The following is a 24,506-nucleotide window of genomic DNA, read 5'->3' as shown; positions in this document are numbered from 1 at the left end:
ATGCTTATGGTTCTTTTTATATAAACCGAATTCTTGTAAAGCAGCATTATTCTTTTTGTTCTTGATGAACCTTTCGATAAGCAGTAGGAGACATCCCGAAATACTCCTTGAAGCTTTTCCCGAAATAGTTCAATGAACTGAAACCTAGCTGAAAACTAATATCGCTAATGTTGTATTCTTCATTTTCCCGAAGCATTTTAGCGGCAGTTTTCAGCTTTATATTTTGGATAAAGGAATGAGGGGATTCACCTGTAATCTTCTTCATTTTCAAGAATAACTTCGTCCGGCTCAGCCCTAACTCGGCACATAACAGTGTGACGTTAATATCTCCGTTTCCTTCTTCCAGCTTGGTTTGTACAATTTTTATTATCTGGTCAATAAAATCCTGGTCGAGTTTGTTATCAGTCAGTTGTTCCGCACTGCTGTTTTCTAATGCTCTGTATCGTTCTTGTAATTTTCGTCTGTTATTTAGTAGGTTAATACATTTGGCGATTAGGATTCTGATATTAAAAGGTTTGGTGATATAATCATCAGCCCCGCAATTCAGACCTTTTATATTATGTTCCACACTGCTTAGTGCAGTGAGCAGGATGACCGGTATGTGACTGGTATCAAAGTGAGATTTTATTCTTGCGCAGAGATTTATGCCGGAAATGCCGGGCATCATGACATCTGATAAAATAAGGTCCGGTGAGTTTAACTGTGCAATCTTAAATGCCTCTTCACCATTCTTGGCCTCAAAGATTTCAAAAATAGGTTCAAATATCTCTATAAGCAGTTTCCGCAATTCATCATCATCTTCAACGATAAGCAAGGTAGATGAATGGTCGAAGTCCTTTTTTTGCTGTGCGATGAAATCTTCCAGGTTTTCTTTTTCGCTTTCTATGCTTATAGCGTTGTTGATAATTTCCTTGTTCCCTTCATCTTCTATAATAGTGACATTTTTGTCTTCCTTGAAGTGCTCCTTGCCGACGGGTAGTTCAACGATGAACGAACTTCCTTTGTGTTCTTCACTTTCCACTGTTATTTGTCCGTGATGGGCTTTTACGATGTTGAGTGACAGCGATAATCCTATGCCGGTTCCGGTATTGGATAATTCTCTGTTTACGGAGTTATTCACCTGGAAGAAACGTTCAAAGATTCGTCCGGTCATATCTTTGGGGATTCCGATGCCGGAATCGGTGAAAGTTATAATTACAGAAGAATCCGATGAGGTTATTTTTATCTCGACCGTTCCGTTTTCCGGAGTGAACTTAAAAGCATTCGACAGGATATTATTGAATACCTTTTGTAGCTGAACTTCGTCAAACCACGCGTACCGGCTCTTTTGGTCGAACACAAAATTGAAATGTATATTCTTTAGTTCGGCATAACTGACGAAAGAATCATATATCTCTTGTGTGAATAGCACTATATCCTGCTGCTTGATTCTTAATGAGAAATTCTCCTTGTTGTATTTCAGGAAATCGAGAAGTTCGTTTATCAAAGCTCCCATTTTGGCAGCCCTGTTGTGTACTTCACGCAAACTATTCTGAATGGTTGGCAATGAATAATTGGACATAAGGATAAGCTCCAGTTGCCCGGATATCAGCGCAATAGGTGTTTTTAATTCATGTGATATGTTCCCGAGAAAACGCATCTTGGATTCGTTTATCGCATCTTTTTGCAGTTTGTCCCGTCTTTCAAGTTCCAGTGAGTTTCTTAGCAATAACTTGGAACGGTAGAAATAGGCGATGCTGACGATGACGGATAATATCAGTAATGTATATAAGAGATAAGCGTACCAGGTGGCATAAACCGGGGGGATAATCGTAATCCCGAGACTGATTTCATTAAGTTCGGCTTCATCCTTAAAAGAGATGTTTCTTACTTTTAACTTATAATCTCCATAAGGTAAGTTCATGTAGTTGATTGATTTCTGGGGATGAAGTTCAATCCAGGTATGGCTATACCCATCCAGTTTATATTGATATTTGGACTGTCCGAGATTAACGAAGTCATTGGTTCCGATTTCGACGGATATGTTATTTTCGTGATGTTTCAGTTTGATGTGGTCCGTTGCGAAAAGAGATTGGGGCAATATCCGTGAAGAATCGTTTGCCGCTACTTCCTTGTTGTTAACGAATAGTTTGGAGAAAAACATCTTAGTAGGCAGACTTTCCGGAAACAGGTTACTTTCGGAAATTATAGCAAGACCGTTTATTCCCCCCATGACGATGCGGTTATCACTGGTTTTCATAATGTCGCCCGGAATCATTGACGGAAGGACGAACTTGTTCTGCGATTTATAATTGTAGCTTCTCTTTGTGTTGAGGTCGATATAGGACAAGCCGTTTGCGCTGGTGACCAGAAGCTGGTGGTCGGATAAGGGATAAACAGCACTCAGATAATCGCTGTCGAGATTACTATTCTTGCTGTTTATCTGTTCGAGCCTGTCCTGAGCCGGATAATAAATAAGAATACCTGCGCCTAATGTTGTAGCTATGATACGATTGTCGTTGTCTTGGATAAGAGATGTTATGGTATTCTTTGAAGAAGCGGTGATTTGGGCTAGATATTTGTCGAGGCTACGTACATAGTTTTGTTTGATGCTGTAGTAACACAGATTATTTCCCCCAATCCACAGGTTGTCCTGGTTGTCTATCATCAATGAATTTACGGCATAGATGTATTTGTCTAGAAGAGATATTTTCTTGATGCTGTAATCTTCCAGATTCATATAATATACACCTGAGAGCGTACCCAGATATAAGATATTTTTGTGGCGGATGATAGCTTGAACGATTTCTGAGCGTTTTGTGTGGTCGGACGGATCAATAGTGAAATGCTTGAATTCTTTTTTGTCAATTGAGTAGCTGCAAAGTCCGCCGAGATGAGTTCCTATCCATATGGTATTGGACGCATCATCATAATACAGAGTCTTGACATTATTGTGAGATATTGTATGATTCTCTTTCGTGTAATATGCATAGTCATTGGTTGCGGGCAGGTAAGACACCAGGCCGTCCCCTTCTGTGCTTATCCATAGACGCCCCGTCCTGTCTTCTATAATTTTGCTGATTACAGGCCCGATTCCGGCGTGTCCCAGTTTCAGATTATTGTATTCGAAAATGTCGGTGTGCGGATTGTAGTAGTCCAGCCCACCGTAGTAAGTGCCGAACCACATCGTGCCTTGGTCGTCCTTCATTATAATCCAGACAGAGAGGTTGCTCAATCCCGCACTGCCTTCTTTCTCCAGACCATAAAAACTGATATCACCTGTTTTCGGGTTTATGACGTTCAATCCCAACATGGTTCCTACCCAGATATTTCCGTTGTTATCTTCGCATACCGTCCTTACATAGTTACTGGCTAAGGTAGGTTCCGTATATTGGACGATATCTCCCGACGGAGTTAATTTGAATAACCCCTCATTCAGAGTGCCCACCCAGATGTTGTTCCGGCTGTCTTCGTTTATTGATATAATTTCGCTGCGGGTGGTCAGTACTTTCTGCTGCCTGCCTGATGGGTCGATGGAAAATACACCGTCATGTTTGGTTCCGATATATAGCATTTTGTCAGATGCTTCTTTCAATGACGAAATACTCAGGTTATTACTGTCAATTTTGTATTTGGCCTGGCATATTCCTTCCTTATAATTATAGACACTGTCCAGTAAACCGATCCATAGAGAGTTGATGCCGTAGTTGAAAGCGATGGACGGCAATATCTGTGTGTTCGGCTGGCTGAATATGATGCGGCTTTCCTCTTTTATCAGGTCATATTCAATGATGCTGTAATCCGTATTGACGTATAAATGCCCTTTCTTGTCTCCACAAATTGTCGGAACAAGGTTGGACTGTATCCAGTTATTTATTCCCATGAAGTTGACAGACTCGATATAATTTCCGTTATACTTCTTCACGCCGTCTTTAGTTCCGATCCACAAGACACCGGACTCATCCTGATAAAGTCCGTTGATGGTTATCTGGGGAAACATTGAATTGAGTGACAAATGCTGAAAGTTTACCGTTTCGGACGCAACGGCGGATGAAATGCACGCAACCAGCATAAATATAATAGCAACCAGTCTGTTATGTTCAGCCATATATTAAAAGCGTTAATTAAGTTTCTATTGTTTTTGGAACTTCCTATATTTAGTTTTGAAATTCATCTTAGGGATTTATATAGTGGGGGACTATTTATTATACATCTTATATCTGATGGCAGGTTCGATAATTACAAATGTATCGTTATTTTTTGAGATAATGAAACAAAAAGCGGTTTGTAACAGGGATATGAACAAAATTGTAGAACCTTTGGTACTTTTTTATCCAATACTGCTTCCCGTAATCTCCTACTTTTGCTCTTGTTGTCAAGCGAAAGCCTTTGGATGAATCTTTTAATTTTTAATATACCCCAAATTATAAGCAAAGAAAATATGAAAAATTATGTGGTGATATGCCTGCTCTCATTTATGGTATCAGGATGTGTAACAACTCCGGAACCTTCTATGGAACACGTTGTCGATTATGCCTTGAATCGGGCGGTAGAACAATATAAGCATATGTACGCTGTCATGGATTCTATTCCGGAGATGTTACCCCGTTCGGTGGATAAAAACGGGGGGCTTGAAACCTCAGACTCTTATTTCTGGACGAGCGGTTTTTATCCCGGAACTCTTTGGTACTTATATGAATATACCGGAGACGAGCAACTAAAGGAGATGGCTTCCAGGATGAGTGACAGAGTGGAGATTCAGAAGTATAATAAGGACAATCATGATGTCGGCTTTATGATTAACTGTTCTTTCGGGAATAAATACCGGTTATTGGGTGATACTTCCTGTATTGATATAATTACTACGACCGCCCGGTCGTTATCTACGCGCTATCGTTCAGCCGTAGGATGCACGCGTTCATGGAGCCATCCGGGAACCTTGCATTGGCAGTTTCCCGTAATCATTGATAATATGATGAATCTTGAATTGCTCTGCCGTGCGACGGAGTTCTCAGGTGACAAGAGTTTCTACAATATGGCAATCTCTCATGCTGACAAAACAATGGCGAATCATTTCAGACCGGATTATAGTTGTTATCATGTGGTGAACTATGACACGATAAGCGGGAACGCGCTCCAGAAATGTACATGGCAAGGATACGCTGATGAGTCGGTATGGAGCAGGGGACAATCCTGGGCATTATACGGATATACGATGATGTATAGGGAGACGAAACAACCACGCTATCTGGAACAAGCCAGGCATATCGCCCGGTTCCTGATTAACCACCCGAAGATGCCGCAGGATAAGATTCCTTATTGGGACTTTGACGACCCTGGCGTTCCGAATGTCTTGAGAGATGCTTCGGCTGCTGCTATCATGGCGTCTGCCTTGTTGGAACTGTCGGGCTATGTGGACAAAGCAACCGGGCAAGACTATATCGCTGTTGCTGAAACGCAACTTAAAACGTTGGCTTCGGACGAATATCTGGCAAAGCCGGGAGAGAATGCTAATTTTATACTTAAACATAGTGTAGGTTTCTTACCTCAGAACAGTGAGGTAGATGTCCCCTTGACTTATGCCGATTATTATTTTGTGGAAGCACTAATGAGATACAGGGCTATGTGTCTGAAAGAATAGAGTTCTTAATTAAAATCATTACTATATGAAAAACAAGTTGATGAAGATGCAGTTTTTATTGTTACTGACGACCGTCGTTGTAGTGCAATCTTTTGCCCAAAGCAATTCTATAAAGATAAAGAAGGAACATCCCCGCCTGATTTTATCGAATGCGGATATTGATTTAATGCGTGGAAATGCCCTTTCCGGTATTGAGCCTTGGAAAACAGCTTGGGAGAATCTGAAAAATGAGATTGATGGCTATGCGGATGAAAAATGGAAAACGAAAGTTTATCGGGGGGATGTCAGCATGTCATTTTATAATGCTGCAATACGTGATGGATCAGCGGCTCGTGATTTAGCGATTGGTTATCAGATAACCAAGGATAGGCGTTATGCAGTCAAGGCTATTAGAATCATTGATGAATGGTCCTCACCTAAGGATGTGGCAGGTGCTTATTTTGATCCCGATAAATCCTATCCTAATACCGGAATGTTAGTATCCCGCGGAATATTTGCTTTTTTGTATGCTTATGATTTGCTTTGTGCGGACAATCTGATTGATAAAGATAAGCAAAAGCAATTTAAAGACTGGCTTAGAATATTACTTCCTCATATAAAGGAGGGAGCCAGACGATGGCATGAGAACGACTATTTTGGGAAACAGTACTATCAGAATCACATTGTTGCAGAAGTGGTAGGTCTTATGTCTATCGGTATCATTCTGCGCGACAATGAGCTGGTGAACTATGCATACGATGGGAAAAATAATCCGCGTAATGCAAAGAATGTGATTGAAGGCATGATTCTGATGAATGGACAACCCCCTTACGTTGGTGAGCCAGGTAGTTGGGCCACTCATGATGGAGAAATAATGGACAGGTACAGGCATTTCGTTCTGACTCACCACGGATATACCACAAAACCGAACAGGGCATTGCAATATGTCGGATTATCAACTAATTTGATGATGATAACAGCAGAAATGGGGCGACTGAACGGATTCGACCTTTATGATTACGTAGCACCAGCAGGTGAGAATATTAAGCTTCCTCTGTTATTTTATGCCGATTTCTATATTACAAAAGATGCTTCTATAAAAGGAGGGTTTTATGAGGGGGAGGATTCCTGGATTAATCATAATGACCAGGCTGTTTTCACTTTGTGGGAAGTGGCACATGCGCGTTATCCTGAAGAGAAAATCTTTAATGAGGTTTTACGTAGAAATGAACGTGCTTCTCGAAAACTACATTTGTTAGGGCCGGTATTGCTTACTCACGGGCGTTGTATTGAATAAAATTATCTTTAATAATCAATATCTATGAAACAGAAAGACATCAGTAAACGAATATGTTCATTTTATATGATTATATTCATGCTCATGATACCTATATATGGTATTTGGGCGCAGTCACCATTGAATATAAGCGGGAAAGTGGTGGATGGAAACAACGAGCCCATGATTGGAGCTACGGTTCGGATTAAAGGACAACAGACTGGTACTATCACTGATATGGACGGTTTGTTCTCCATAAGGGCTCAGGAGAAAGATGTACTCCTATTTTCGTATATAGGATATGCCCGACAGGAAATGGAAGCGTCAAAGGCTAATGGTGCAACCATTATTTTGACAGAAGACGGCAAGGCATTGGAAGAAGTTGTTGTGGTGGGCTACGCCACTCAAAAAAAGGTGAATCTAACAGGTTCGGTATCTACTGTGAATCTGATAGAACAGGCCGAAAGCCGTCCGATGACAAGCCTATCAACCGGTTTAGCAGGATTGAGCTCCGGATTATATGTCAATCAGGGTTCGGCCCGTCCTAATAATGACGGAGCGACATTGCTTGTCAGAGGGCAGGGAACGCTGAACAACTCTTCTCCGCTTGTTATAATTGATGGGGCGGAAGGCAATATCAACGAAGTCAATCCGCAGGATGTGGAATCTATTTCCGTGTTGAAAGACGCTTCCTCATCAGCTATTTACGGTTCAAGGGCAGCAAATGGAGTTATTCTTATAACTACCAAGAAAGGTTCGGAGGGTAAGGCATCTATTTCTTACAATGGATATGTTTCATTTCAAAAGCCTTCTAATACAATTAAGACTGTGAATAACTATGCGGATTATATGGAATATTACAATGAGGCGGCATATAATGTTGACCCCACTGCAATGCCTTTATATTCGGAACGGAAAATAGCAGAATGGCGTGTACATCCCAATGAGCCTTATCTATATCCAAACACAAATTGGGCAGATGAAATATTTTCAACCGGGGTATCTACTAACCATAATTTGTCATTCTCGGTTGGAAACCGGAAATTGAAAGTCTTCGGTTCTGTTGCTTATCTGAGTAATCCGGGTATTGTGGAGAATTCGGCCTATGAGAGATTTTCAGCCCGTCTTAATGTGAATGCAGAATTGAAACCTTGGATAACGTTAGGTATGAATATCAGCGGGCTCAAGTCGGATGCTGAGATGGGGTCTAAATATATGAGTTCATTATTTGATAAGATAGCTAATCCGGGTATTGTTTATCGTCATCCCGACGGCAGGTATGGGGCTGTTGAAAATCCGGAAGAGAACCAGCAGGTGCAGAGCCCTCTTTATCATTTGAACATGTATCAGGGAAATATAGAAGTTAATAATATCACTTCCCGGTTTTGGGGAAATATAAAAGTTTTCAAAGGTTTAAATATAGAAGCATCCTACACTTACCGTCGCAATAACACACAAGAAGAAGAAACCCCTGATTATGCTGACCGTTGGAGTTTTCAGACTAATACGATAACGCAACTGGCTGCCGGCAAAACGTATGTGAGGAATAAGAACTGGACAAACACACATCATGTGGCGGATGTAGTTGCGCGTTTCCAAAAAACATTCTTTGACAAGCTGGATGTAGGAGTGTTGGCAGGCGCCAGTCAGGAGAAAGACAATGTGAAATGGTTTGAAGCTAAGCGCTATGACCTTCTTGCTGATAATCTCTCTGTTATAAATGGTGCTACCGGTGATTCGGAGACTAGCGGGGCGGCAACCGATTGGGTGATGCGTTCTTACTTTGGGCGAATCAATTTGTCATGGGCGGATAAATATCTATTCGAAGGAAACATACGTCGCGACGGCTCTTCCCGTTTCCATAAGGATCATCGATGGGGGACATTCCCTTCTTTCTCTTTAGGTTGGCGCATGTCAGAGGAGAATTTCCTGAAGTCTGTCAAGTGGATCAATATGATGAAGTTGAGACTTTCATGGGGAGCGTTGGGTAATAATGCTGTGGATAATTATGAATACCAGTCTGTATATAACAAGGATAATTATATCTTGGGAAATGCTGTCATGCAGGGATTGGCGCAAACACAACTGGCCAATGCGATGGTGTCTTGGGAAACGACCTATGTTACTAATATCGGGCTTGATTTCAATCTCTTCGGTTCGAAACTGGATGGAACGATTGATGTCTTCAATAAAGATACTCGTGATATTCTTATCGACCTTCCGGCACCGTTACTTGTCGGGAATGCGTCCATTCCTACACAAAATGCTGCGAGAGTCAGAAACAGAGGTATCGAGATGAACTTGAAGTGGAATCATAAGATTGGAAAGGTCGATTATTTTGTGGGAGGTAATTTTACCTTCATAGACAATGAAGTGACGCGTTTCAAGGGAGAAGAAAGATCGATAACGGGAACGAACATGATTCAGGAAGGATATCCTATCAATATCCAATATGTGCTGGCTGTTGACCGTATTCTTCAAACAGATGAAGATATGTTATTTGTCGAGAAGATGATTAAGGATGCGCCTATTGATCCTGCTACCGGGCAACGTGTCAATCCGTTCGCCTCGTATGGAACCCCGCAAAAAGGAGACTTTTTATATAAGGATATCAATGGTGACGGAATCATCGATGACAATGATAAATATGCGGTAGGACATGGCCTCGCTCCCCGCTTCACTTATGGATTCTCATTCGGAGCAGAGTGGAATGGATTCGATTTTGCCTGTTTGTTTCAGGGGAATGCCGGGATAAAAAGATATTGGCAAGATAAGTTCTATAGAGGATGTATTGATTACGGAAGTGTGATAAACAAAGAAATCGCCGAAGGTGCTTGGAGAGAAGGGAGAACTGATGCCAAATATCCGAGATTACTTACTAACTTGGATACAAAGAATACTCAGCCGAGCGATTTTTGGGTGCATAATAAATCGTATTTGCGTTTGAAGAATGTCCAGGTTGGTTATAAACTTCCGAAGAAACTCCTTCAGAGACTGGATATATCACAGCTTCGCATATATACGAGCTTGGAGAATATGCTGACGTTTACTTCTTACAAAGGTATCGATCCGGAAATAAACGGAACAACTTATCCGACGATGAAACAAGTGACAGTGGGTGTAAATGTGGTATTTTAAAAAACTATTATTATGAAAACAACAAAATATATTGTTGCAGCATTTTCCCTTATATTGGGATTGAGCAGCTGTTATGATTTGGATGTGGCTCCCTACGATAAAGTGGCTCAAGGCAACTATTGGAAAACCGAGGCTGATGCCAAGTCGGGAGTGATGGGAGTATATGCCCAGTTAAAGAATAATGGGGCTTATGGATATATGCCGTTATTTGATACTTATTCTGATATTGCTCAAGGGCCTGGCGGTCCGGTTGAACAAGGGACTTATAACGGTGCCTATGATTTTCTTGTGCAAAACTGGCAAGATACTTATGATGGCATTCAACGTGCCAATACGGTTGTCAAGAATGTGTCGGGCATGGCAATTGACGAGACGGTAAAGAATCGTATTTTAGGTGAAGCCCGTTTCTTGAGGGCATTGTATTATTTCCATCTGGCAGACTTTTTCGGGGGAGTACCTGTTTACGACGAAAGTTGGGAAGTTTCCGAGTCATTCAATGAAATGTTGTTGCCTCGTAGTTCCAGAGAAGAAGTGTGGGCGTTTATCATTAAAGACCTGACATTTGCCGTAACGAATCTTCCTCTCAAATGGGATGCGTCTGATTATGGCAGGGCAACAAAAGGGGCGGCTTATGCTTTGCGTGGAAAGACATATCTGTATATGAAGGATTGGAAGAAGGCGATAGAAGATTTTGAGGAGATTGTTTATAATAAAACCAATCAGTATGGTTATAAATTGTATCCGGATTATTCAGCCCTGTTCACTTCGGCGGGGCCGGTGCCGAATGATAATGAAACTATATTTGCCATTCAGAATAAGGGTACTACTGATAATTTGTATGGAATGGCATTGTGCACTTTATATGGAACCCGTGGCTCTTATGGAGGAGGCCGGGCCACCTGTATGCCATCTGTGACATTGGCAGATATGTATGAGGAGAAGGATGGTCAGCCGTTCGATTGGAATAATCATATCCCGGGATATAATGAGAATGATGCAGTGAAGAAAAAGGCTTTTCTGGCTACGTTGAACTCCTCGAAGCAGAAACTGGAAACCATACCGGATACGGCATTATTAGGTAATATCTATAGGGGCAGGGATCCGCGAATGATGCAATCCCTGATAGTGCCGTATTCTTATTATAATGGCTATATTGTAGGAACGGGAGCTAAGAGACAGTTGTATGCCATTGCTGCAGGAACAACCGTGGCTAATGGTTTTATACAGAATGACAGGGGGTGGAATGTTTATTTTTACCGTAAGTTTGTTCCTATTGAAGACATGGGAGGGGCAATTACGAACCGTAATCATACTCCTATTAATTTCCCCGTCATTCGTTTCGCAGATGTATTGTTAATGTTGGCAGAGGCTTATAATGAGGATAATCAACTGGAAAAGGCTATCGTTGAATTGAATAAGGTACGAAACAGGCAGTCTACCAAAATGCCGGGGCTGAATAGTGGTCCGGCATGGTTACAAGTAACCGAAAAGGAAGAAATGTCCGAACGTATTATGAAGGAACGCGCGGTAGAACTTATAGGTGAAGGGCATCGCTTCAGTGACTTGAGGCGTTGGGGGCTAGCTGTGCAATACTTGAACAATCGGCAAGAGAAAGACTTTACCGGAGAAGTTCGTTTCACACGCAAGTTTACCGACAGGGATTATTTATGGCCTATCCCCAGTGAAGAGATTCAACGAAATCCGGCTTTGAAACCGAATAATCCGGGTTGGTGATTCGCATTTAGTCTTAGTTGCAAACAAATTGAGTAAACGATGAAAAGAGAAGCATTTAAAATGTATCTGAAAGCCGGATTTGAAAAAGAGTATCAAAAACGGCATAGTGAAATATGGCCTGAGTTAGTAAAGCTTTTGAAAGCTAACGGTGTCTCTGACTATTCTATATTTTGGGATAAAGAAACGAATATATTGTATGCTGTACAAAAAAATAACGGTGCAGGTTCACAAGATATGGGAGAGAATGAGATCGTGAAACGATGGTGGGATTATATGGCGGATATAATGGAAGTCAATCCGGACAATTCACCGGTAAGCATTTCATTGGAAGAAGTATTTTATATGGAGTAGGAATGTAAACAATCAAAATGAAATAGATTATGAAAATAGAATATAAGCATTCAATCATTCTGACATTGTTGCTAATGGCACAGATGCTTTTAGCATGCAATGATGATGCAAAAAATACGGAAATATCTATGGTGTCGGATAGTTCTGTCAAGATAGGATATGTGGGTGGGAAAGAATTGATTAAATTTATTTGCTATGATAAATGGACTATCTCGTCAGATGTGGGATGGATAAAATTTGAGAGCCCGACAGAAGGGAATGGGAACGCTATTATCAGAATCAGTGTAGATAAAAACACATCAGAGAAGGAGCGTATCGGCCAACTTTCAATTACTTGCGGAAGTAATGCCGAAATAATAAAGGTAGTACAATCTATAAAAACGATTAATATTGAGCATAGGCATCCTTCTCTGCTTTATACAAAAGAAGAATTGCTGAATATCAAAAGTATGATTGAGGAAAATCGTTCGGCGGACATAACCAGGACTTACAATAACTTGATGAGTCGTTGTAATAAAGCTCTTACTTATACAGCTAGTCCTTATACGGGACAAGATCCCGCCCAGTTTATTACAGCTATTTATACCCCCGGGTCAAACTCCCGTGATTTAGCTATGGCTTATTGGTTCACACAAGATAAGAGGTACGCTCAAAAATCAATTGAGATTATAAAGGCTTGGGCTGAAGCATGCCAGAACATCACCTATGTGGCGGATGCGGGTAGTGCCATGTATCTCACCAGAGGAATGTATCCGATGTTCTGTGCTTATGATATGTTGTTGGCTGAGAATGTCATGGATGAAGAGACGAAGAAGATTATAACCGATTGGTTCCAAGTAATCTATAGAGAGGGAATGAATAGCCTGGAGAAATGGGAGAATAATGATTATTTTAATAAGCAGTATTATCAGAATCATGTAGTTGCTCATACGATGGGCTTCTTGATGCTCGGTCTGGTAACGGACAATGATGAATTGATTCAGTTTGCCATAGATGACCCTTCTAATCCGAGGGATGTATATGAATTATTGGCCGGATGTATATTTATGGATGGGGATACTCCTTGTCCAAGAGAAAAGGCAGGAGCTCCGGTTCCTGTGAAAGGTGAAATCTACGACCGCTATCGTCATGATACGGCACCGTTGAAAGGGCTGCAATATACTCATTTAACATTGACATTGTTGTCTGTGAATGCCAGGATGTGCCATAATAATGGTCGGGATTTATTTGCATACACGGCTCCGACAGGAGAAAATCTGCGTTATTCTTTCGAATATTATAGCGATTATTACAGGATGATGGACTCGTGCATCAAAGGTGGATATTATTGCGGTGAAACCGAACGCATTGCAAAAGCCGGTGACAATCCGGGCATGTATGAAATGGGGCTTCGATATTATCCCGACAGCGAGCCTGTTAAGCAATTAATAAATTCCGGTGTCTTCAATAGAGAATCAGCCTATATGGATTTGTTGGGATACACCCGGTTTCTTTCGGCGGTAATTGATAACTAATTTAAAAGCGATAGATTATGAAAGAACATACTTTATGCCATTTGAGCAAATCATTCAAGATAGCTGGTACGTATATATGGCTTTTGCTTTTGGCCATCAGTTTGTTACAGTCTTGTGATGATGATGAAGTGAAAAATAAACCGGCTCTTTATATAATAACGGAGCCTATAGACGGATTGAGTACGTATGGGGGAGCTATACAAGTAGAATTTCTTTGTAATCTGGATTGGAAAGCATCTACGGATGCATCCTGGATTACATTGGATGAAACAAGCGGTAGCCAAAGTGCCACGATAGATGCCCGGATTGCAAAGAATGAAGAAGGAGCAGACAGGACAGGAACTATTACCCTTGTTGCCGGTGAATTGAAGAAAACGTTGAGTATCACTCAGAAATATAGGGATACTTCAACTCCTCAATTGGAGATTACTACTAAGAGTCCCCTCAAATTAGGCTTCGAAGGAGGCAACCAGTCTATATCCTTTGTTTGTAATGTAAGATGGGAAGCTTCCGTCGATGTGGACTGGATTTCTTTCAGTAATGCGACTTCAGGATTGGAAGACGGCACATTGGATTTCGTAGTAGATACGAATGAAGGGGATGAAATTCGAGAAGGAATCATCACCATTGCAGCCCAAGGATTAATCAAAACGGTAGAAATCGTACAGCAGACCGAAGCTATGGGTGGTGTGAATTTACTGGACACTCCGGAGGAAGATTACAGCTTCGAAAGAATCACTACCAACAAGTTTTGGCCTGCTTTGGGAGAATGGGGTGGCTCGAATACGGAAGGTATTGGTAAATTTGGAGCTAACAATACCGCTATCAGGGTTTCAGCGGGTTCTCCTACACCTCGCACTGGGGCGTCATATTTATTCTTACGTATGCGCGATAACGAGCAAGCAAACTCCTTGAATTGGTTATGGAGAAAACTAAGTGGATTGATACCCGGTAAATCGTATACATTCTCTTTCTGGTATAAAACTCCGCCGGAAAAAGATATGGTACAGACTGGAAATATCAGGTTGGGAGCCGTTGTTGATGCTGCTGATATTTCGAATTTGTCCAATCCATTGGCACCGGAAGTAACTTTTGGATATGTTGCCGCCTCTGATGGAGTCTTAAGCAGTTCCGATGAGCATAAAAAAGTATCTTACACATTTACTATGCCTGCCGGAAAGACAGAAGTATATATTGTGTGGAGAAGGAATGGACATCAGCAACCATTCTTAGATGATATGAGTTTGGTACTGAACCCATAGGAATCTTATAGTACGGAGTGGAAGATGAAAAAGATGATTCTTGGTTTGTTCTTTTTGCTGTGCCCCTGTTGGATAGTATGGGGGCAGCAAAACGAGCAACAAAAGCGATTCGATATATTATCAGAGAAACCGGCACGACTGGTTTTTGAAGATAATTTCCGACATGCATGGTCGGAGAAATGGCATCTGGATGGAGAAAATGCCAAGATAATCCAGAAAGACGGGCGACTGGAAATGTATGCAGGCGGAAGAGCTTATGTAGATGCCGATCACTTGGTATTGTGGACAAAAGAGGAATTCAAAGGGAACTTGAAAATAGAATATGATTTTACGAGGCTGGATTCTTCCGGGTATTATTGTGTGAATATACTCTATATTCAGGCGCAAGGGGCAGGAAGAAAACCATTTGTTAAAGATATATTCAAGTGGAATGAACTCCGTAAGGTTCCCCGGATGAGTATGTATTTCAATAATATGGACACTTATCACATTAGTTATGCAGTAACAGGAGTTGCGTCAGAAAATAAGCCTGAATATATTCGTGCTCGCCGGTATATGCCTCAGTGGGAGAAGGGACTTGAAGGAACGGATCTAAAGCCTGAATATCTGAATACAGGTTTGTTTAAGATTGGAGTTACTTATCATCTGACCTTTATTAAATATGAAACGGAATTATATATGAATGTAAGGGGGGATGGACAAGACAGGATTTTCTACTTTGATGCTTCTTCTTTTCCAAGGATAGACAAAGGGCGAATAGGTTTAAGACAAATGTATACTCGTAGTTCGAGATATGCGAATTTCAGAGTTTATCAATTGGATGAATGATATCAATAACAGTTTTTTATGATATGAGTTTGGTGATAAGTTCGTAATTTTAGCCCACATTTAATCTAAGACAAAATGAAAAGGTATATTGGTATTTGGGTTCTGTGTTTTTTGTCCTTAACATTTGCACAGGGTAAGATTAAGCTCCCCGCCATGATAGGGAATCATATGGTACTCCAACAAAATAGTAGTGTTAAACTATGGGGATGGGCGGATAATAAAAAAGTGACTGTCACCACTTCCTGGAATAACCGGACTTATCAGACGTCGGCAGGTAAGGATGGAAGTTGGACAGTTAAGGTAGATACCCCTGCCGGAAGTTATACACCTTATTCCATCACTATCAGTGATGGAGAAGGTGTTACCCTTTCGGATATTTTAATAGGAGAAGTTTGGGTATGTTCCGGTCAGTCTAATATGGATATGCGTATGATGGGAAATACTGGACAGCCTATCGACCATTCTCTGGAAACGATTCTGAATGCGGGTAATTATCGTGACCGTATCCGCTTTATTGCTGTCCCAAGGACAAAGGAAGTGGAGAGACGGGTTGATTTTGAGGGCAGGAAATGGGAAGTGTCCGCGCCGGAGGCTGTTGTAACTTGCAGCGCGGCTGCTTATTTCTTTGCCAGACAAATTACGGAAACCCTCAATATTCCGGTAGGCCTTGTAATTAGTAGTTGGGGAGGTTCCCGGATAGAGTCCTGGATGAATGAGGAAACACTGGCTTCTGTTCATGGTGTGGATATGGCGGCTGCCAAAAGCACAGAGTTGAGAATGCATCACCGGTTGGGGTGTATGTATGATACTATGCTGTGGCCTGTGAAGAACTTTACTGCACGTGGTTTTCTCTGGTACCAGGGGGAATCGAATATTTTTAATTATCAATATTATGCTTCGATGATGACTGCGATGGTTCAACAATGGCGGGAAGTATGGGAAGCTCCGGATATGCCTTTTTATTATGTTCAGATAGCTCCTCATAAATATAAGGATAGTCGGGATACTGATGCGGCCTTATTAAGAGAGGCGCAGGCAAAGGCACTTGAAACAATTCCTAACTCGGGCATGATTGCTACTACCGACATTGGTGATGAGTTTTGTATCCATCCACCTCAGAAGAATGTTGTGGGACTTCGTTTGGCTACTCTTGCCTTGACCAAAACATATGGCATCCGTAAACTTCCAACTACCGGGCCTATGATGACAAAAGTCGATTATTCAGAGGGTAAGGCGACAGTCACGTTTGATAATGCTTCTGCCGGGCTTGCACCGGCCTTCTGTAACCTGGAAGGATTTGAAATTGCAGGAGACGATAAAAAGTTTTATCCGGCTAAGGCACAAATTGTCGACCGTACACCGACTGTGAAAATATGGAGTGAGCAAGTGAGCCAGCCGGTAGCAGTGCGATATGCTTTTCGTAACTATGCAGGTAATATTACGTTGCGCAATACTTTCGGACTGGCTGCATTTCCTTTTCGGACGGATACATGGGATGAGGTGAAATGAACAGGATATTCTCCCATTTTATGAAGTAATTCAATTCATAAAATGGGAGGATTTTTATTGGATAGTTACTTTTATTGTAGCTTTTCTTTTATTTAAATTTGATAATCCTATTCAGTAATAGTTCATTCCTATTGTACATGGCTATTCTATTTCTACTGAAAGTAGAGAATATGGATAATCTGACTATAGGATGTTATTGTCGTAGCCTATTAGTGAATTATGGAATCAATTCACTAAGCTTCTTTTGTAGTTCTTCACCTCTCAGATTGATTGCGATAATCTTTCCTTGAGGATCTATCAAAAAATTGGTTGGAATGCCTCGTACACTATATAGTGCTGCAAGAGCAGAATTCCATCCTTTTAAGTCGGATATTTGTTCCCAACCCAATCCGTCTTTTGCTATCGCTTTGGTCCATGCTTCTTTTGTATTGTCCAGCGATATACCTAATACTGTGAAATTTTTGTTCTTATATGCATTGTAGGCTACTACTACATTTGGATTCTCTCTTCGGCAAGGACCACACCATGATGCCCAAAAATCTACTAGCACATATTTTCCACGAAATGATTTTAGTGAAATTTCTTTTCCTTCAGGATTGGGGGCTGCGAAGTCTGGTGCTATTCCACCGATTTCTACAGCTATTGTATGGTCTAGACGGGCTTTGAATTGTTTTCCAGCTTCTGACTGTTTCACGACATCTCCCATTTGATCGAACATAGTTATCACTTTCGATTTCTCTCTTATGATATTGAAAGATGAAGTTAGCCATTCGAAACTTATTAGAGAGTTAGGATGAGTATTGAAAAACTCATTTTCAGCCTGAGCTAATTTTGTTTCGAGTTCATCGTATTCAATCCGTATACTTTGTCTTTTCAATATATTATTTTCTTGTTTAGCCTTATCGAAATCCTTTTCAAGTTGATTCATACGTGAAATGAAGGGTTTTCTCATTTTATTATATGCATATAAGTCATCGTTCGAGGGAGTTCCGCTTAACACACAGTTATCTAATGTCTGTCCATCGGATGTTATGGTTATATTTCCAGGTTCTAGATAGATGGGAAATCCTTTTTTGAAAGAAGTTTCATTAGATGACTGGCTTTTAGGAACGAGAAAAAGCCGAACCTTGTACGGAGTGTTTACTTCACCTTCTTTATGGAAGATTCCGTCGGCAGACACCAAAGAGTCTAATTTTATGATTGTCCCGGATTTTTGGAAGATAAAGAGTTTACTGTCAGTGGCATTTGTCTTCACATCAAGTGTGTATTTGCCATTTTGGGCTTTAGTTCCTTCATTGAAGAGAGCTAAAGTAATTGTCAGGCTGATGCCTGCGATTAAGTTGAATTTCATTGATTATATAGCTTTTAATGTTTCTTCAATTGATACGCGATTCTCATATTTGTCTTCTATATCATAGTATAAATGGAATATACGGTTTTCAGGATCGTAGTAACTTCTTTTTTCTGTCTTTTGATGGATGATAGATTGTAAATACGGTTCTAGTATCAGTGTATTATCTTCATTGATGGTAATCAGGTAATAATCCTTATTAAAGTCTAATGTATTGCTGGTTGACGTGTTACTTAGATTTGCCAGTGGCAACATGATTTTTCTACTGCTCACTGCGGTAACTTTCTTGTTGAAGTCTCCTTTGCCTATACCATTGACTGAACAGCTGGATATATAATTACCGGCATATTCATTTTGTATTTGGATGACATATAAAATAGTATGTAGGTTTTCACTGATTTCCGCACCTTCTGCACTGTCGATAGTGATAGGCAGGATATATATCTTGTTGTGAAGTAGCTCTTGTGTGTTGATTGTGAATTCCAGGCAACCATAGGGTTCTCCTTTTGGGATTGTGATTTCTGGCGTCTGAAAGGAATATAGATTTTCAGGGAGCAAAGAGAAGTATAGCTCGGTCCGGTCACCATATTCTGTTTTATTATATTTTTCTAGTGCTTCTGTGTCTATCTTGTAAGACACTTTGATATCTTGGGCAGGCAGTTCTGAACCTGTGACATATATACTGATATTTCCTTTACTCGCTTTGACTACATCGTGTTGAGAATAATACACAGTCTCTTTACTGTTGACTATATATACAATTTTTTTATATTGTTCTCCAAAATCTACTTTGTTTGAACAAGAGGTCAATAGGTTGATGATTCCTAATACCGCTAATAGATGTATTTTTTTCATATTGTTCTTTATAAGTGTTATTCCCATCCGGGGTTTTGAACTATATTAGTGTTTTTGGTGATTTCCGTTTGAGGAATCGGCCAAAAATTCTTTCTCATAGTAAAATTTTTATAAGCATATACTACTTCTTTTACTTGAACGACTCTATAAAATTCCGGCTCTTTTAGATAGACTGCCATTCCGGTCACAGGACCGTTTTCTTCCTCATTAGCTATTTTCCATCTTCGTACGTCGAAGTAGCGGAGTCCTTCCCATGCTAATTCTATGAAGCGTTCTTTTCGTATCAATTGCCTAACTTTTTCTATATCACCTCCGGCTTCTGCCAGCGAAATGCCCGGTAATCCTGCTCGATGACGAATGAGGTTGAAATAATACCTTATTTGGGCAGGGTCACGTGAGATTGTTTTATCTCCTATGGTATAGGAGCCTGTAAGTTCATTCAGTGCTTCAATATAATTTAAGTAGATTTCTGCTAATCGATAATCTACCCAAACCTTAGGCTTAATGCTTCCGTATCTGTAAGAGTCTTCTGGATGCTGGAATTTGCGACAGAGGTATCCAGTCATGCAATATCTGTATGAACCGACCATCCAAATTCCAGATACTTCATAACGGCAGTTTCCTCCAGGAAAATACTCTGCTTCAAAATTTTTAGAGTCATCATATGTTGAAGATGAGCCTACATAGTAAGATTTATTGAATCCTACAGTTGCATAGAATCTCATTTCACGATTCAGGTACCAGCCATATACGCCTGCTGGAAGCAGGTAACTGGAAAAGGTGGTGGGAGTACCGGATTTTTCTTGGCTGTAGGGATAATCAGGGTCGCTTCCTCCTTCTTCAATTGTTTTTCCATTGATCATATAATAAGCGTCTACAAGTTTTTGGGGAATACAGATGGAACTGTATCCACCTATCTTATTCGGGGCGCAGTATCGCTCAATGCTCATGTTTGGCATTCCAAAAATTAGTTCAGTATTTTTTGACCCGCTAATAGAGCCATTAAATATATTGGCATACGACAAATAGTGGTCGATTCCTGCTGCTCCGGTTGGATAAGTACTATAAAAGTCTGGGTCAGATATTACATGTTCTGGTAATTCCGGAGTGTCATAGTCTTTAGGAACTGTTATCAGTTCATATTGTCCTTTATCAATTACTTGTTTAGCTGCCAATGCTGCTATCGCCCATTTACTTTCATCTTTAGTCTGATTGATGAAGTTTTTGCCAGTCTTTTTGTCTCTGAAGTCTGCATAAGAAGTATTTCCGTTGAACAGGGGACTTGCACTGTAAAGAAGCAATCTTGATCTGACCGCAAGTGCGGCGCCTGCAGTCGGTTTGCCAAAGTCGGCTGAAGGACGTTCATTGGGTAATTTAAGAGAAGCTTCCTGAAGAAGTTTGTCGACATAGTCCACGCACTCGTCCCATGTGTTACGACCAATTAGGATTTCGTCTATAGGTTGCTCAAGGGTGAAACCATTTTCTGGAACCAAGGAAATGGGACCGTATTGTTTCATAAGTTCAAAATAAAAATAAGCCTTAAGAAATTGGGCTTCACCTATGTATTCGCGCATTTGTATGGCACTTAATTCTTTGCACTCTGGTGCACGTTGTATGAATATGCTTGCGTTTCGTATTCCTTCATAATATCTTTTCCACCTGTTAAAATCACTATTATTAGCAGTGAATATATTGTTGCAGAAGTCATTTGCTCCTGCAGGCTCTACATTGAATGCTTCGTCCGAGCATGATATCCATGGTACAGAAGCATCGTTTCCTCCGTCCCACGATTTGCCGGGTGTGGGCAAATAGCTATATACATGATAAAGAAACTGTTCTGTCAATCCTTTTTTCTGAAATACGGTATCTAATGATTGCATATCATTGATATATTGATCGATGTCAAGGTAATTGCATGATTGTATAAAGCATGTACATAGTCCGATAAGTAGGGTTATGAACGGGAAGTATATAATTCTTTTCATCATAATATAAATGTTTAGAATGAAGCTTGTAAGTTAAGAGTGAAAGAACGTGTCAGCGGATAAGCCGAACCGTTGCTGCTGGCTTGTTCCGGATCCCAAATCTTTACTTTGTCCCATACGTGGAGATTGTCTGCAATCAATGAGATACGTAGTCCTTTCATATATATGTATTTAAGTATGTTACCGGGTACGGTATAGCCAATTTCAACCGTTTTTAGTCGTAGGAACGAACTGTTTCCTAGCCAGTGGGTGGATTCTACGAAGTTATTGTTATTATTTCCATACGATAATCTTGGGAAACGTGCATTCGGGTTCTCTGTCGATTTATCTCCCGAATAGGAAGCTGGTATCCAGCGGTTCGACGGGTCATTGACCATTGTCAGGATATTTCCTGTTTCTCCATTTTTGAAGGGGAAATATGCTTGCCCACCATAAAAGAAGTCTGCTCCACCGGATCCTCTGAAAAAGATGCCTAAGTCCCAGTTCTTATAGGAAAAATTGCCGGCAAACCCGTATTGGATACGAGGAATATTGGAGTTGCCTATGGGAACGATATCTTCTTTCGTGAGTACATTGTCTCCATTCACGTCTTTGTACTTGATATCCCCCGGCATTACATTTCCCCATTGCTGTGGACTGTTTTTTATGTCTTCTTCATCGCGAAAATATCCTAACGCTATATATCCATATGTCATATTCAGGCTTTTTCCTTTTTTAGCCAAATAGGAGTATTTATAGTTGGGTTCGTCGTAGTCAACAATTTTGTTTTTAGTAATGGTGAAATTGCCTCTTATTTCATAAGAGAAATCTTTTCCAATTTTATCTTGGTAGCTAAGAGTTCCATCCCACCCATAATTCTTCATTTTACCAACATTTCCGTACGGAGTGCTCGGAATGCCCATTATGTCCGGCAGTTGGGTACGTTTCATAAAAATACGGCTTCTTGTGTCATGAAAGAAGTCTAGTTCTACGGATATTTTGTCGAATATTGTAAGGTCTAATCCTATATTGTGTTTAACAGCCTTTTCCCATTGTAAGCCTTCTGAACCTTGCGTAGTTATGCCGATACCTCCTTGTGCATTTTCTCCACGATCGCCGAAATTATATCCGGGAGTAGTACCTACATAGGTTAGGAATGGAAAACGTTGGTCTAGTTCATCGTTACCTACCAAGCCGAACGAGTATCGTATTTTCATCAATGAAAGGAATGGTAGTTTTGTTTTTACTGCTTCATAGTTACTGACCACCCAACCTAAAGCCAAAGAGGGGAAAAAACCGAACCGCTGTCCTTTGGGAAAGTTTCCTGTGCCATTGTATCCGAAATTAAATTCGGACAGATAGATATCTTTATAAGAGTAAGTAATTCTTCCGGCAATTCCTTGTGTACGAACAGGAATAGAGCTTATTTCAGTAGTGGCGCTAGTTGTGTTATATGAACTTTGGTTATATAGCAGTAACCCGCCGATTCTGTGCCATCCAAACATCCGTTCGTAATGTAGACGCCCTTCTATATAGATTCTTCTGGTTCCTCCAGAAGATGTCGTATATTTTATAGGCTCGGCCTCTGATATTTTTTGTGTAATTAATTCTCCTTTTGAGTTATATTCCTTAGCTTGATGAAGTTCTGGCATTTTCTTTCGTTCACCATTATGAAAGTTGGAAGAGTCGAACGATACGGAGGCTTCGATGCTTAATCCCTTTGTGATCATTCCTAGATCTTGGTTCAGCCTAAGTGTTGATTGCAAAGTATTGGAATACTCGCTGATGTATCCTGTTTCGTTCAATAGTACATATGGTGAGGTCTGCGGCTTGCCACTTTCTGTTCCGTAAGCAGGAAATTTTCCGTTGGTATATACCTTGGGTACGTTCAGTGGATTCATATTTGCTTGTGCTTCCCATATTTGCTTGGTAGTTCCAATACCTGGGCGATTCATGTCGATGATAGTAGTAGCAAGATTTAAGCTAACTATTGTTGACTTTGTTACATTAACGTCGATGTTGGAACGAAAACTATATTGGTGACGTTTTACGTTGGTATTGTATTTATTGATATTTGATTCTTTGTACGCTGCATCGTTACTTCTGTAATTCAAGCTCATAAAATAACGGGCAATACTGCCACCACCGGAAATATTCATATTTGCCTGCCATCCGAAAGTGGCTTTCTTAAGAATTTCATCTTGCCAATTAATATCCGGATAGAAATTGTCATCCAAATGATATTTGATTACTTCGAACATTTTATTATCGTAGAGAGGTACTTCTCCACGTACGAGCTTTGCTTCATTGGCTAACTTGGCATAATCGTAAGCTCCCAAATATTCAGGAAGTTTGGGTAAGTATTCCACCATTGTCTTCACATTGGCACTGATGGTCATTTTTCCTTCTTGTCCTCTTTTGGTAGTGATTAGTACGACTCCATTTGCCCCCCGGGCACCATATACAGCTGTAGCCGAAGCGTCTTTTAGGATAGAAAAACTCTCGATGTCTTCGGGAAGCAGATTGTTGAAATCTTCTTGTGTCCGTTCCACTCCGTCAATTAAGAATAAGGCAGTAGCTTTTGCGCCGAAGGTACTGATACCGCGAATCCAAAACTCCGAAACGTCGGATCCAGGTTCACCGCTTTGCTGTACTCCAATGATACCTGCCATCCTACCGGCAATAGCATTTGAAAGTGATGTAACTGGTGCACTTTTTAAGTCAGCTACTTTAATGGAAGAAATGGCACCTACCACACTCACTTTTCTTTGTTTGCCGTAGGCTACGATTTCCACTTCATCAATTTTTCCGGTTTCTTCCTCTAGTCCGACATCTAGTCTGTTGATCTTCTTAGTAATCAATTTCTCCTTAGTCTTATAGCCGATGAAAGAAAAAACCAAGACATCTGTTATCTGTGCTTTTATTTGGTATTGTCCATCTATGTTTGTTACTACTCCAGCTCCTGGTTTATTCTTGATATAAATATTTACACCGGGGAGCGATTCTCCTTTGGAAGTAACGGCACCTGTTATTTTGAATGTTGTATCTTGTGCTTTTATAGTATTGGGAAGGTTGAGTAAGAAGCAGGCAAGAAGGATATATATATTTTTTTTCATTTTTTCTCA

At 40.6% G+C, this 24,506-nt stretch carries 14 protein-coding genes; 9 read left to right on the top strand and 5 right to left on the bottom strand.

The window, feature by feature from the left end:
- Window positions 1-46 precede the first annotated feature (46 nt).
- Window positions 47-4,087: a hybrid sensor histidine kinase/response regulator transcription factor gene (locus BacF7301_RS04505; RefSeq protein WP_245208344.1), complete on the bottom strand. Its 4,041-nt coding sequence runs from the start codon at window positions 4,085-4,087 to the stop codon at window positions 47-49.
- 333 nt (window positions 4,088-4,420) lie between these two features.
- Between BacF7301_RS04505 and BacF7301_RS04500 the strand changes: the two genes are divergently transcribed.
- The 9 genes from BacF7301_RS04500 (at window position 4,421) to BacF7301_RS04460 (ending at window position 17,211) form a co-directional block, all read left to right on the top strand.
- Complete coding sequence (locus BacF7301_RS04500) at window positions 4,421-5,620, top strand: glycoside hydrolase family 88 protein (RefSeq protein WP_167960627.1); 1,200 nt, start codon at window positions 4,421-4,423, stop codon at window positions 5,618-5,620.
- 25 nt (window positions 5,621-5,645) lie between these two features.
- Window positions 5,646-6,896: an alginate lyase family protein gene (locus BacF7301_RS04495; protein ID WP_167960625.1), complete on the top strand. Its 1,251-nt coding sequence runs from the start codon at window positions 5,646-5,648 to the stop codon at window positions 6,894-6,896.
- A 24-nt stretch (window positions 6,897-6,920) separates the two neighbouring features.
- Complete coding sequence (locus BacF7301_RS04490) at window positions 6,921-10,013, top strand: SusC/RagA family TonB-linked outer membrane protein (protein ID WP_167960623.1); 3,093 nt, start codon at window positions 6,921-6,923, stop codon at window positions 10,011-10,013.
- A 12-nt stretch (window positions 10,014-10,025) separates the two neighbouring features.
- Window positions 10,026-11,747 (top strand): RagB/SusD family nutrient uptake outer membrane protein, encoded by a 1,722-nt coding sequence (locus BacF7301_RS04485; protein WP_167960621.1) that lies wholly within the window; start codon window positions 10,026-10,028, stop codon window positions 11,745-11,747.
- 39 nt (window positions 11,748-11,786) lie between these two features.
- Window positions 11,787-12,098, top strand: a complete 312-nt coding sequence (gene rhaM / locus BacF7301_RS04480) for an L-rhamnose mutarotase (protein ID WP_167960619.1) — start codon at window positions 11,787-11,789, stop codon at window positions 12,096-12,098.
- A 29-nt stretch (window positions 12,099-12,127) separates the two neighbouring features.
- Entirely contained in the window at window positions 12,128-13,612 is a 1,485-nt protein-coding gene (locus tag BacF7301_RS04475) for an alginate lyase family protein (protein ID WP_167960617.1), read from the top strand.
- A gap of 17 nt (window positions 13,613-13,629) precedes the next feature.
- Window positions 13,630-14,874 (top strand): BACON domain-containing protein, encoded by a 1,245-nt coding sequence (locus BacF7301_RS04470; protein ID WP_167960615.1) that lies wholly within the window; start codon window positions 13,630-13,632, stop codon window positions 14,872-14,874.
- A gap of 24 nt (window positions 14,875-14,898) precedes the next feature.
- A complete protein-coding gene (locus BacF7301_RS04465) occupies window positions 14,899-15,702 on the top strand; it encodes a DUF1961 family protein (protein WP_167960613.1) in 804 nt (267 codons plus the stop codon).
- A 75-nt stretch (window positions 15,703-15,777) separates the two neighbouring features.
- The gene (locus BacF7301_RS04460) at window positions 15,778-17,211 is read left to right on the top strand and encodes a sialate O-acetylesterase (RefSeq protein WP_167960611.1); all 1,434 of its coding nucleotides are present in this window, start codon (window positions 15,778-15,780) and stop codon (window positions 17,209-17,211) included.
- A gap of 217 nt (window positions 17,212-17,428) precedes the next feature.
- Here the strand turns inward: BacF7301_RS04460 and BacF7301_RS04455 are convergent, their stop codons facing one another.
- From BacF7301_RS04455 to BacF7301_RS04440, 4 genes are read right to left on the bottom strand one after another with little or no spacing between them, the layout of a single operon-like run.
- Entirely contained in the window at window positions 17,429-18,562 is a 1,134-nt protein-coding gene (locus BacF7301_RS04455; protein ID WP_167960609.1) for a TlpA disulfide reductase family protein, read from the bottom strand.
- Window positions 18,563-18,565: 3 nt separating this feature from the next.
- On the bottom strand, window positions 18,566-19,417 hold the full coding sequence (locus tag BacF7301_RS04450; RefSeq protein ID WP_167960607.1) for a BT_3987 domain-containing protein: 852 nt from the start codon (window positions 19,415-19,417) through the stop codon (window positions 18,566-18,568).
- Window positions 19,418-19,434: 17 nt separating this feature from the next.
- Window positions 19,435-21,402: a RagB/SusD family nutrient uptake outer membrane protein gene (locus tag BacF7301_RS04445; protein ID WP_369805653.1), complete on the bottom strand. Its 1,968-nt coding sequence runs from the start codon at window positions 21,400-21,402 to the stop codon at window positions 19,435-19,437.
- A 14-nt stretch (window positions 21,403-21,416) separates the two neighbouring features.
- Window positions 21,417-24,497, bottom strand: a complete 3,081-nt coding sequence (locus BacF7301_RS04440) for a SusC/RagA family TonB-linked outer membrane protein (RefSeq protein WP_167960603.1) — start codon at window positions 24,495-24,497, stop codon at window positions 21,417-21,419.
- Window positions 24,498-24,506: the final 9 nt, after the last annotated feature.

It is taken from the genome of Bacteroides faecium, assembly GCF_012113595.1.
Classification (GTDB): domain Bacteria; phylum Bacteroidota; class Bacteroidia; order Bacteroidales; family Bacteroidaceae; genus Bacteroides; species Bacteroides faecium.
The sequence above is the reverse complement of the archived record's forward strand: the minus strand, read 5'-3'. Positions and strand labels throughout refer to the sequence as shown.